At 70.5% G+C, this 12290-nt stretch carries 7 protein-coding genes and 1 pseudogene; 2 read left to right on the forward strand and 6 right to left on the reverse strand.

Translation table 11 applies throughout. The features are described 5' to 3' along the window. Window positions 1–276 (reverse strand): annotated as a pseudogene (locus Asi02nite_RS12220) (hypothetical protein); the annotation flags it as partial. A gap of 294 nt (window positions 277–570) precedes the next feature. Here Asi02nite_RS12220 and glmS point away from each other — a divergent pair. Beyond that, window positions 571–2469 carry a glutamine--fructose-6-phosphate transaminase (isomerizing) gene (gene glmS / locus Asi02nite_RS12225; RefSeq protein WP_203712617.1) on the forward strand — a complete coding sequence of 633 codons (1899 nt, stop codon included), beginning with the start codon at window positions 571–573 and terminating at the stop codon, window positions 2467–2469. A gap of 136 nt (window positions 2470–2605) precedes the next feature. Next, window positions 2606–3502 (forward strand): alpha/beta fold hydrolase, encoded by an 897-nt coding sequence (locus Asi02nite_RS12230; protein WP_203712618.1) that lies wholly within the window; start codon window positions 2606–2608, stop codon window positions 3500–3502. On the opposite strand, the gene fxsT is transcribed toward Asi02nite_RS12230, so the two are convergent. The 5 genes from fxsT to Asi02nite_RS12255 form a co-directional block, all read right to left on the reverse strand. Beyond that, window positions 3480–7457 (reverse strand): FxSxx-COOH system tetratricopeptide repeat protein, encoded by a 3978-nt coding sequence (gene fxsT, locus Asi02nite_RS12235; RefSeq protein ID WP_203712619.1) that lies wholly within the window; start codon window positions 7455–7457, stop codon window positions 3480–3482. The two genes, Asi02nite_RS12230 and fxsT, sit on opposite strands and share 23 nt — an antisense overlap. 51 nt (window positions 7458–7508) lie before the next feature. Next, window positions 7509–8606: an FxsC protein gene (gene fsxC, locus Asi02nite_RS12240; RefSeq protein ID WP_203712620.1), complete on the reverse strand. Its 1098-nt coding sequence runs from the start codon at window positions 8604–8606 to the stop codon at window positions 7509–7511. Between the two features lie 134 nt (window positions 8607–8740). Further along, window positions 8741–9556 (reverse strand): AAC(3) family N-acetyltransferase, encoded by an 816-nt coding sequence (locus Asi02nite_RS12245; RefSeq protein WP_203712621.1) that lies wholly within the window; start codon window positions 9554–9556, stop codon window positions 8741–8743. Then, a complete protein-coding gene (locus tag Asi02nite_RS12250; protein ID WP_203712622.1) occupies window positions 9556–11871 on the reverse strand; it encodes an FxsB family cyclophane-forming radical SAM/SPASM peptide maturase in 2316 nt (771 codons plus the stop codon). Before Asi02nite_RS12250 ends, Asi02nite_RS12245 begins: the two co-directional genes overlap by 1 nt. Then, on the reverse strand, window positions 11871–12119 hold the full coding sequence (locus tag Asi02nite_RS12255; RefSeq protein WP_203712624.1) for a hypothetical protein: 249 nt from the start codon (window positions 12117–12119) through the stop codon (window positions 11871–11873). The genes Asi02nite_RS12250 and Asi02nite_RS12255 overlap by 1 nt, the downstream gene beginning before the upstream one ends. Window positions 12120–12290: the final 171 nt, after the last annotated feature.

Consider the following 12290-nt stretch of genomic DNA (forward strand, 5'->3'; position numbering starts at 1 on the left):
GGAGCTGACCGGCGGCGTCGGCGCTGGGGGCGGAGTCGCATCGACCGGTTGGGTGGCGTCGCCGGCCGAGGACGGGGCCGGCGGCGCCGGGCTGACCGGCGGCGTCGGGGCCGCGGAGACCGGCGCCGTCGCGTCGGCGTCCGGGGCCGGTGGGGCCGGGGTCGACGCCGGGAACGGCGGCGGAGGCGGATGGGCCTGGGTCCTGTCGGCCTGCTGCTCGTCGCCTCCCGGTTCGGGGCCCGCGGCGGCCGGCTCGGGAGGGTTATGACGGCTCATCTGCGCTCCAAGCGAGGGGCGGCCGAGGGCTGGCCACCCGCGGCGCTGGGACGCCGTCGAGCGTCCCCGAATCCGATGCCGTGGACAAGCGGAAATGCGTCAGGAGACGGAAGGGCCCGGCCGCGGCGATACGGCCCGACAGTACCGGTTGCTGTCCACAACGGCCGGTCTCACCCGCGCTGCCCGGCCGGGTCGGCGGACACGGACCGTACTCGATGCATCGCTCATGTCAGATGATTGATAGGCACACTTTCGAGCACGCGCCATGAGCGATTTTCGGCTAGAGTCCTCCTCATGTGTGGAATCGTGGGTTACGTGGGCGCCCGACCGGCGCTCGGCATCGTGCTCGACGGGCTGCGGCGGCTCGAATACCGCGGCTACGACTCGGCCGGCGTCGCCGTCGTCGGGGCTGACTGCCTGCTGACCGAGAAGCGCGCCGGCAAGCTGGCCAACCTCGAGAAGGCCCTCGCCGAGCTGCCGATCGACACCGCCGAGACCCACATCGGCACCGGCACGACCGCCATCGGCCACACCCGCTGGGCCACCCACGGCGGCCCGACCGACCGTAACGCCCACCCACACCTGTCGCGCAACGGCCGGGTCGCGGTCATCCATAACGGCATCATCGAGAATTTCGCGGTCCTGCGGGCCGAGTTGGAAGCCACGGGCATCGAGTTCGCCAGCGACACCGACACCGAGTGCGCGGCGCACCTGATGGAGATCGCCCTGGCCGCCGTGCACCTGGAGCAGCCCCACCTCGACGGCCCGCAGGCGATGGCCGAGGCGATGCGCCGCGTCTGCCGGCGCCTGGAAGGCGCGTTCACACTGCTCGCGACCGACGCCGGCACGCCCGGCGCGGTGGTCGCGGCCCGCCGCAACTCGCCGCTCGTGGTCGGTCGCGGCGTCGACGAGAACTTCCTGGCCAGCGACGTCTCCGCGTTCATCGAGCACACCCGCGAGGCGATCGAGCTCGGCCAGGACCAGGTCGTCCTGATCACCCCCGAGGCCATCGAGATCACCGACTTCGCCGGCGCCCCGGCGGCCGGCCGCGACTTCCACATCGACTGGGACGCGTCGGCGGCCGAAAAGGGCGGCTTCGACTACTTCATGCTCAAGGAGATCGCCGAGCAGCCCCAGGCGATCGCCGACACCCTGCTGGGCCGCCTGACGGAGCACGGCGAGATCCGCCTCGACGAGGTGCGCCTGACCGACCAGGACCTCCGCGACGTCGACAAGATCTTCATCGTCGCCTGCGGCACCTCGTACCATGCCGGGCTTGTCGCCAAATATGCCATCGAGCACTGGACCCGCATCCCGTGCGAGGTCGAGCTGGCCAGCGAGTTCCGCTACCGCGACCCGGTGCTCGACCGCTCGACGCTGGTCGTCGCGATCTCCCAGTCGGGCGAGACCATGGACACCCTGATGGCGCTCCGGCACGCCAAGGACCAGAAGGCCCGAGTGCTCGCCATCTGCAACACCAACGGATCCACGATCCCGCGCGAGTCCGACGCGGTGCTCTACACCCACGGCGGCCCGGAGATCGCGGTCGCGTCGACGAAGGCGTTCCTCACCCAGGTGGTCGCCTGCTACCTGATCGGCCTGCACCTGGCCCAGGTCCGCGGCATCAAGTACGCCGACGAGGTCGGCGCCGTCGTCGCCCAGCTCCAGGAGATGCCCGACAAGCTGCGCGCGCTGCTGGACCGGATGGACCCGGTCCGCGCGCTGGCCCGCGACCTGGCCAGCGCCGGCACGGTGCTGTTCATCGGCCGCCACGTCGGCTACCCGGTGGCGTTGGAAGGCGCGCTCAAGCTCAAGGAGCTCGCCTACATGCACGCCGAGGGCTTCGCGGCGGGCGAGCTCAAGCACGGCCCGATCTCCCTGATCGACCACGGCACGCCGGTGGTCTGCGTGGTCCCGTCACCGGCGGGCCGCGGCATGCTCCACGACAAAATCGTCTCGAACATCCAGGAGGTACGCGCCCGCGGCGCCCGCACGATCGTCATCGCCGAGGACGGCGACGAGGCGGTCCTGCCCTACGCGGACCACGTGATCTCCGTGCCCCGCACCCCGACCCTGCTGGCCCCGCTGGTCACGACGGTCCCGTTGCAGGTGCTGGCCTGCGAGATCGCCGCAGCCCGCGGCCACGACGTGGACCAGCCCCGCAACCTCGCGAAGTCGGTCACCGTCGAGTAAGAATATTTGGGTCATTCGGCGCTTGCTGAAAGGATCGGAAACGGGACAGCCCCTTTCGACGTGAACCGGCCATTCATCCATGCCCGCCAGTTATCATGTTGGCTCGCCATCCACGCCAATACCGGAGGCGGGCCGAATGCCCCACCAAAAGCTGGCCGAGCACGACGTTGTGGTTCACGGGGGACGGCGGTTGGCGGTGGCGGTCTCGGGCGCCCCTGATGGTCATCCGGTCTTTCTGCTGCACGGCACTCCGGGCTCCCGCAGTGGGCCCAAGCCGCGCAGCGGCGTCCTCTACCGCCTGGGCATCCGGCTCATCAGCTACGACCGCCCCGGTTACGGGCTTTCGTCGCGCAGCCCCGGGCGACGCGTGGCCGACGCCGCGCGGGACGTCGACGCGATCGCCGACCATCTCGGCCTCGAACGGTTCGCGGTGGTGGGCCGCTCCGGCGGCGGCCCCCACGCGCTGGCCTGCGCCGCCCTGCTGCCCGACCGGGTCACCCGCACCGCCGCCCTGGTCGGCCTCGCGCCGTCCAACGCCGCCGGGTTGGACTGGTTCGACGGAATGGCGGCCGACAATGTGCGCGGCTATTCGACGGCCGACCGTGACCGGAGCATTCTGGCGGAGCATCTCCGCCTCCGCGCCGACCGAATAATTCGCGACCCGGAGAGCCTGCTCGAATTCCTCCGCACGCAGATGGCCGAATCCGATCGACGGGTGGTCGACAGCGCCGTCTTCCGGCGGTTGCTCACCCAGACCTACGCCGAAGGCCTCCGCTGCGGCCCGTACGGCTGGATCGACGACGTGCTCGCCCTGCGCGACGACTGGGACTTTCCCTTCGACGCCATCGCGGGCCGCGTGCTGCTCTGGCACGGCAAGGACGACACGTTCTCGCCGATCAACCACCTCTGGTGGCTGGCCAACCGGATCCCCGGGGCGGAGGTGCGCGTGCAGACCGACTCCGCGCACTTCGGCGCCGTCGAGGTGCTGCCCCGGATCCTGGCCTGGCTGATCAGAACGGGTGCGGATCGATGATCCGATAGAGATAGTGCCGCCGGCGGAAGGCCCGCACCACGGGGTGCTCGCCGCCGACCCGTTCGACCAGGCGGTGCAGAGCCGTCTCGATCTGCTCCTCCGCCTCCGGCCGGTCGAGCGCCGCGAGGACCAGCGTGACGTTGGCCCGGCAGCGCAACGTGTTGGGATGGTCGGGCCCGACCACCGCCTCCATCGCGTCGGCGGTCGCCTCGAAGATCGTCAGGGCCTGTTCGAGCCGACCGGCGTCGACCTCGCAGATGGCTCGGTTCATGTGCGACGAGAGCGTGTACGGATGCACCGCCCCCAACACGGTCTGCAGTCCCTCGGCCGCCAGGTCCACCCAGATGCGCGCCTCGTCCGGCTTCCCGGCGGCGCGTTCGGCGATGCCCCGGTTGTTGGCGCAGACCAGCGTGTGCGGGTGGTTCTCGCCGAACTTGTCGCGGAAGTAGGCGCCCAGATCCGTGAAGTCCCGCGAGGCCTGGACGGGGTCGCCGACCGCCAGCCGGCTCAGCGCGAGGCTGACCCGACAGCTGAGGGTCTCGGGGTTGTCCTTGCCGAACCGCTCGTTGAGCTTCTCGTAGACCTCCTCGTGGATCTGCACCGCCTCGCTGTGGCGACCCGCGCTGCGCAGCGACACGGCGAGGTTGGAGCGTGAGGTCAGGGCGGCCCGCGACTCGGCGCCGCGGGTCGCCACGCAGGACTCGTACACCGTGGTCAGGGCGACCACGGACCGCTCGTAGTCGCCCGCGTCCCGGATGTCGCGTGCGACGTGGGCGGCCGAGGCGAGCGTGAACGGGTTGGTGTCGCCGAGCGCGACCCGGCGGCCGCGCAGCGTCTGCTCGTCCCGTTCGCGCGCCGTGCGGAAGTCGCCGAGCAGGCGGTTGCAGGCGGCGAGGTTGTTGAGGGCGGCGAGCGTACGCGGGTGCTCCTCGCCGTGGCTCTCCAACCAGGACCGGTAGGTTCGCTGGTCGAGTTCCAGCGCGTCCGCGTACCGGCCGATGCCGCGCAGGTCGCCGGCGAGTCCGCCCGCCGTCATCAGCGTGTGCGGGTGTTCGGGGCCCAACAGTTCGGTCTGCCGCTGCAGCACCTCGGCGTTCATGGCCCGGGACGCCTCGAACTCGCCGAGGTCGCGCAGCAGGTTGCCCATGTTGAACTTGAGGTGCAGCAACTGCCGCTCCAGCGTGTCGCGCTCCTCGCTGCGGTCGGCCGGGATCGCCGCGAGCTTCTCGGTCCAGATCCGCACCGCGTTGGCGGCCCGGACCCGTCCGGAGATCGCGTCACCCTGGATCCACTGGTACCGGACGCGGTCGATGATCAGGCGGCGCACCGCCTCGGAGTCGCTGTGCACCACGTCGGCGATGTCCAGGTGGGGCCAGAGCATCCGGAATCGCGGCCAGTTCTCGTCCTCGTCGACGTCGCCTTCGGGCCGGCCGGCGGCGAGCACGCTCTGCACCTGGCGCCGGGCGTCCTCCAACTCGTCGGCGGACATCCGGGACCGGACCACCGCCTGCAGCACCCGGTGCACCAGGATCTGCCCGCTGCGGCCGCTGTCCCGGCTGTGGCCCTCGCCCCGCTGGTCGACGCGCAGCAGCGCCAGCCGGTTGATCTGCTGGACCAGCGACCCGCGAACGACCCGTTCCGAGACGCTCGCGTCGTACGGCTTGAGGAAGGCGGCCAACTCGTCGCCGTAGACGAGGTCCAGCGCGATCTCCGGGGCCATCACGCTGCACAGTTGGAACAGCCGGTAGGCGGCCGGTGAGCGTTCCCGCAGGCGGTTGAGCGACAGGTCCCAGGTCTTGTCGATCGACTCGTCGGAGGTCGGCTCCTTCATGGCGCTCGGGCCACGGTCGCGGATGAGGCTGAGGTAGTCGTCGACCGACGTGCCGGTGTCGGCGAGCCAGGCACCCGCGGCCGCGATGGCGATGGGCAGGTCGGCGAGTTGCTCCGCGACCGCCCGGGCGTCCTCGGGCCGCATCTCCGGAACCCGCTGGATGAGGTGCGCCACGCTCTCCCGGCGCTGGAAGACGTCGACCGGGAGTTCCTTGGCGCGATCACTCCACGACGGGTTGCGCGAGGTGATCAGCACGTGCCCCCGACCCTCGGGGAGGTAGGCCCGGAGATCCTCGGGATCGTCGGCGTTGTCATAGATCAACAACCAGCGCTCGGCGGTACGGTTCAGCGCCTGCACGACCGCCCGCGCCGTCTCGGGGCCCGACCACTCGGTGTGGATGCCGAGGCGGTTGCCCAGGTCGGTCAGCGAGTTCTCGATGTCGCCGATCGGGTCGGTGCTCATCCACCAGACGACGTCGTACGCGGAACGGAAGCGGTGCGCGTACTCGATCGCCAGTTGGGTCTTGCCCACACCGCCCATGCCCTGCAGCGTGACCGGCATGCCCTGCTGCCCGGTCGTCTGCCGGCTGAGCAGGGCCACCGTGGCGGTGGCACCGGCCTGCAGCAGCGACCGCAGCCGCCAGAGGTGGCTCTCCCGGCCCGTGAACCGGCTGTTGCGCGCCGGCACGTTGAAGATCTCGGTCTCGGTGCCGGGGAACCGGGGCGCGCCCGCCAGCTTGCCCGGCACGTCCACCGGCGAGCGGTTGAGCAGGGCCAGCACCCGTTCCGCCGCGGTGCGCTCCGGCAGGCCCGCGATGAACGCCGAGTTCGGGATCAGCACGTTGTCGAGGGGCGTCATGTCGGCGACGTAGATGGCCAGCGGCTCCTCCGTCGCGGCGTCCGACGGCACGTACACGCTCTGCTCGGCCGCGTTCGCCAGCGAGATGATCGTCAGTTCCCGGGCGGCGCGGGCCGACTGCGTGTCCGGTTCCGGGTCCTCGAGCACCACGTCGGGGTTGACCTCCGGCGGCAGCGCGGGCAGCACCCGGACGCCGGCGGCCGTGAGCACGTGGTCGACCCACTCCGCCCAGACCTGGTCGACCGCCGAGTAGCGCAGCACGACGGCGTCCTCGACCGGGGTCGGCCGGCGCTCGAACCGGGCGTTGACCAGGGCCCGCAGGGCCGGATCGACCACGGGCAGCGAGGTGACCGCACCGTTGGTGATGTAGCCGGCGATCGCCTCGTACGCGCTCAGCAGGGTGCCGGGACTGCCGGGGTTGTCGCCGAACGTGGCCAGCGCCTCCTCGTACGCGTAGAAGGCCTGGTAGGGCACCTGCACCTTGGCCCAGTAGAGCTGACGGTCCTGGTCGGAGAGCTCGGCCGGCAGCCCGGCGAAGCGCTGGAGCGCCACCACGCGACCGGCGTCGGCCTTCTGCTTCTCGGCGGGGTCGACGCGCATCGGCACCGGCAGGATCCGGATCTTGCGACGGCCGTAGTCGTCCCGGACGGTCCGGGCCACCTGCGCGGCGCCGTCGATGCCCTGGCCGCTCAGCGTGAAGCAGTCGACGAGGACGTCGGGCAGTTGCTTGGTGCAGATGTCGGCGACGTCGCTGAGCCCCGTGCGGCTGTCGATCAGCGCGTAGTCATAGTTTGCCTTCATGTCGAGCCGCAGCGCGTCGAAGAACTCGCCGCCGGACCGGTTCTCGTAGAAGTCGTCCCAGCTCGTCGCGGCCAAGGTCGTGGCGTAGTCGTGGTTCTGCTGGCCCGCCGAGAGGAAGTCGAGCGTGCCGTCACCGGGGAAGTCGTCCCAGCGCAGCGAGAACGAGTACTTCTGGACCGTGGCGTACAGCTCGGCCCAGTCGTCGGGCCGGCGCCCGCCGGCGGTCGCCCACTCGTATTCCTGGATCAGCTCGATGACCCCCCGAGCGCTGGGCAGTGCGTCCGGCTTCATGAACGGTGCGAAGAACCGGAACAGCCCCGGCGACTCCAGGTCCCAGTCGACCGCGAGCACCCGCTTCCCGTTCGCGGCCAGGATCCACGCCACGTTGGCCAGAGCCATCGTGCGTCCGGTGCCACCCTTGTACGAGTAGAAGGTGACGACCTGGCCGTTGCGGTTCTCTGTCATCGAAGTCCTCTTCCGGTGGGCGGGAGCTCGACGGGTCGTGCGGACGCTTCGCTATCCGGACGGGTCTTCGTCCGGCGGGCGGTTGAGGTAGTGCCTACGGGCGCGCGAGATCAGCTTCCCGATCTGCTGCTTGAACTCGTCCTGGTCGCGGACGACCTTGTGGTTGGCGTTGCCGCGACCGATCTGGACGACCTCGTCGATCAGCAACGAACCCTGGTCGTACTGGGGGTCGTTGCGATCGACCACGACGACCATCGTCACCCACTGGCGCAAGGCGTCGAACGCCGCGCGGACCATCTCCCGACCGCCGTGGTGCTCGAGCACCCAGGGGTCGACGAGGATCACTCCCGGGGACGTGTCCAGGAAGTTGTCGTTGCCGGCGAAGTCGACGATCAACGTCGGCATGCGCATGGCTCCGGCCACCCGCGCGGTGTGGTCGGCGATCGGCAGGTAGTTGTCGTTCCGGAACGGGCGCCAGTTGGTCGGCCGCGAGTCGTAGCAGTTGCGTTGCCGGTGCGAGGCGATGCGGTTCTCGCTCGGGGCGATCACCGCGATGATGAACGAGATGCCGGCCCGCACTGGCAGCGACAGCCGGACCGGTTCGGCCTGCGCGCCCGCGGCGGGCAGCTCCGCGGCTTCGACGATGCGGCCGGCGAGTCGACGGACGACCGTTCCGTAGTCGTTGGCGTGCGAACGCAGCCGGGACAGGGCCGACAGGCCGTGGCGGGCGTAGTCGGGCAGGTCGCCGCCGAGCTCGAGAGCCGCGGTGAGGTGGGGGAAGCGGCGATCGGGTGGCAGCGGCACCCAGAGGACCGGCTGGACCTTGCTGATCCGCTGCCCCGCGGGCACGTTGCTGTCGAGGAAGAGTTGGCTGTCGCGGGGTGGCGCCGCGACGTATTCGGGGGAGAAGAGCGGCACGAACACCCGCGCGCCGGCCACCGCGCGGTCGATCTCGCTGTCACGGTCCACGCTGGTCGGTTGCAGGTCGCCGGTGCCGATGTCGAGCTCCGGGTTGCGGCGGGGGCGGTCGCGCACCTCGTCATGCAGGTCCTCGAAGAAGGTGCGGACCCAGTAGTCGACTCCACCGGACTTCTGGCGGGCATGACTGAGGTAGAAATATGCCTCGCGGCTCGGCCCGGCGGGGGTCACCGCGCGATGGCCACGGGTCGGGCCGCACGCGAAGCGACGTCGTCAACCTGCATCGAGCCCCCTGGTGAGCGTCCCGTCGGCGGAACCGCGACGTTCTACAGAGGGTAATCCGACTGTGTCAATGTGTCAGCGCCCTAATGGGCCGTTCTCCATCGAGCTATCCACCCGATGGCGTGATCCACCGCGTCTTTGATCGGTATCAGGCGGGCGTACGCGTCTCCGACGGACCCGGTGCGCACGAACGGCCGGCTGTCGAGACTCTCGCCCAACTGGGGGAAGCAACTATCATCAAGGTCAATTGCTCGGAACAGCAGAGTGGTCCGGTGCCGGCCACGGGCGACGAAGCAGCGATATTGCTTGGTCCGCGTCGGCACACCCTTCGGCAGCCGGTATTCCGCGAGATGAAGCGCCGTGCATTTGTCGTAGCCGACGCCCACCATGAGGCTGTATCCGTTGGCGTCGTGCAGGGCCGCGAGCGGCGACTCGTCACCCAGATGCGAATCGAGCCGGTGCCGGGCCATGAGGGTGCCGGCCGACGGGCCGATCGCGGCGAACGACGTCTGCGGATGACCACTGCGGACGGCGTCCGGCCGCGTCCGCACGTGTTCGGCCAGCAGGCCCATCCGGAACGACGGGCTCCGGTCACGGTCGAAGCCGGGCAGCCCCTCGACGTAGCGCTTGCGCTGCCGGCGGCGCATTCCGGCGATCGCCGCGTGGTGGTCGCGGCTGGTCGTCGAGTTGTTGGCCGTCTGGGTCGGCACCACCACGGTGCCGGTCGGCCCGATGACCTGCTGGATGGCGGACAGCAGCGTGTCGGGGCCGCCGCGGACGAAGCCCAGCGCGCGCATCGAGCAGTGCACGAGGACCTGGCCGCCCTGGGGCAGGCCGAGTCGCCGGAGATCGTCGACCAGCCGTTGCAGGTCGTGCGCCCGCTGCGCGACGGGTGTCATCAGCGCCAGGTCTCCGTCGCGCCGGCCATGCGCTCGACGAAGCGCTCGCCGAGGGCCGTGAGGGCGCCGCTGCCGCGCAGGCCGTCGACCGCGGCCAGGGTCCAGGCCCGGTACCGGTCGACGATCTTCTCCGCCTCCGCCTGGTCGGGACCCGGCCGGGCGGCGCGCCGCCCCCAGATCTCGGCCACCGCGAGATGGGCGTACGTGCCCTGGAAGACGCCTTCGATCGGGCGCTCGTCGGGCCGCCAGCCCACCCGCATGGTCACCGGCGAGTTCGGGTCGAACAGGTCGTACATGTCGAGCACGGCGCCGAGCTTGCTGTGCTGGAACTCGTGCACGAGGATCACCGCGAGCGACGCCGGGTCGGTCGGCGCGGCGGCCACCGAGCCGAACGCGTCCCGGGCCGTGGAGGCACGCTTCTTGTCGCCCTCGTCGGCGGCCAGCGGGACGATCGCCATGAGTCCCGCACGCAGCCCGTCGACCTGGTGCGGTGACTCCTCCTTGATGATCGACCACGCGTCGCCGACCGCCTGGCGCCAGGGGGCCTCCTCCGGCGCGCTGGCCAGCCCCCAGCCGTGGCAGTCCCGGTGCGGGTCGCCGTGCTCGATGATCAGGTCGAGCCCGTCGTCGGTGATCCGGGGCGCGGGCTGCCACCAGGGCGCTGCCGGGCCGGCCAGGTCGACGTAGAGCTTCTCGTCGTCCAGGTGCACCGTGAAGCTCTGGTGCCCGGTCGACAGCACGGCCGTGCCGTCGTGCGCTTCGCCCAGCCGCACCGTGCCGAGCCCGGGCAGGTGGACCAGCCCGCCGGCGACCGGCACCACCACCTCGGTCTCGACACCGGCCCGCAGGCCCGCGGCGGCCGCCAGGTTGGCCAACCGGCTGACCCGCTCGTCGGGTTTGTTGAGCATGGCGACGGCCCAGGGACGCAGGTAGGGGTGGGCGAGGACCTGGTCGACGGCGGCGGGCGCGGCGCGCTCGATGGCGACCAGCGTCTCCCAGCCGGCCGTCGCCGTCGTGTCGGCGCGCGGCAGGTCGGCGACGCCGACCACGAGCGCCCGGGTGATGGAGAGTTGGCTGTCGGCCAGCCACCGGATCGCGGTCGTGCCGCCGTGGCCGGTGGCGATCTCGTCCAGGAGGGTGGTGTGCTCCGCCTCGGTCGGCCGGACCCGCGCCTGCTGCGCCCGTTCCGATCCGTCGATGTTCATGATCAGCTCCTGGAGATCGGCGCAGTAGACGCTCGGGTTGTCGAAGCCGCTGCCGGTGCGGAACCGATGGGCGTAGAGGCCCCCGCCGCAACGCCGCACGAGCGGGCAGGCCTGGCACGTCGCGCTCAGGCCGGCGACGCCGATCTGTCGCTCGTGGACGGCCGGGTGCCGGGAGACCTCGTCGACCGAGTGGCTGAACACCGACATGCCGGTGTCGGGCGCACCGGCGTACGCCGTCTTGAGCGAGTCGACCTGCTCCCATGATCCGTCGGTGTCGATCACCAGCAGGTCGGCCGCGTCGGTGCCGAGTTGTTCGCTGCCGCCGGGGCCGCCGTCGGCGGTCGACAGGAGCGACTCGAACATCCGGATCCGCATCGGGCGCCCGTCGGCCACCCAGTTGGCGTGGATGACACCGAGCCAGGTCGCGTACGGGGTGGTGTCGTCACCCGGACGCAGCGGCGGGGTGTCCCACGTGGCGTGCGGAAGAAGGAAGTCGACGCTCGGCGGTCGTTCGTCCCGCAAGGCCTCGTAGACGGCGACGGGGTCGTTGCGAACGTCGATCGTGCACAATATGCCGCCGAACAGCGACCGGTATTCGGGTCGCCGCAGCATGGCCAGTGCCCGGCGCACCTGCTCGTGGCTGCTGGCGCCGTTGCGGAAACGGCGGTGCAGGTCGTTGGCGGATCGGTCGCCGTCGAGGGAGACGCCTATCTTGACGCCGAACTCCAGCAGGACGTCGCAGATCGACTCGGTGAGCAGCACGCCATTGGTCTGCATGACCAGGCGGAGGTCGGTCACCGGCGCTATCGTCGCCCGGAGTTCGGTCAGGACGCTGCGGAGGCCGTGCGCTCCGAGCAGCAATGGTTCGCCGCCGTGCACGATCACGCTGACGCTCGGCAGGTGCCAGGCGCTCGCGTGTTCGGCGATCCGTCCCGCCACCGCGCGTACGGTGGCGGGCGTGATCATTTTGCTCTTCTGACGCCAGCTTTGATCGGCGTGCTCGAAGACGTAACAATGGTCGCAGGCAAGATCACATCGGCCGTGCACCTTCAGCACGAACTGTCGCAGCGGGTGCGGCCCGCCGGTGATCCGACCCGCGGTGTCGGGCATCAGACGGCGGAGCTGAATTTCGCGACGTCCAGCTTGGGCGTGACCGCCTCATGATCGACAATGCGGCGCACCACCTTGGCGACCTGGCTCGCGGAGAGACTGTCCAACCTGGCCTCCCGGATGGTGCCTAACGAGGTGACGAGGCTGTTGGTCCTCACGGCTGCGGCGTTCACTTTGTGCTCCTGATGAGTGAGCTTCCGGACGAGTATTGCCAGCTTGGAGTAACGAGCCTGCGGCGCCGAGGCCACGGCGGTAACCCTCCGTGGTCGTAGCCGGCGTGTGAATTGAACCACAGTCTCATGTGGTGGGTCTTAGGTTGGGGCAGGTTCGCGCGCGGCGGCGCCGAGCTGGCATGTGCCGCTCGCCGCGCGCGGATTCGGCAGCCATCGGCAGAGTACAGAGGGCATGCTCGTCTGCCG

The organism is Asanoa siamensis, from assembly GCF_016862555.1.
Lineage (GTDB): Bacteria > Actinomycetota > Actinomycetes > Mycobacteriales > Micromonosporaceae > Asanoa > Asanoa siamensis.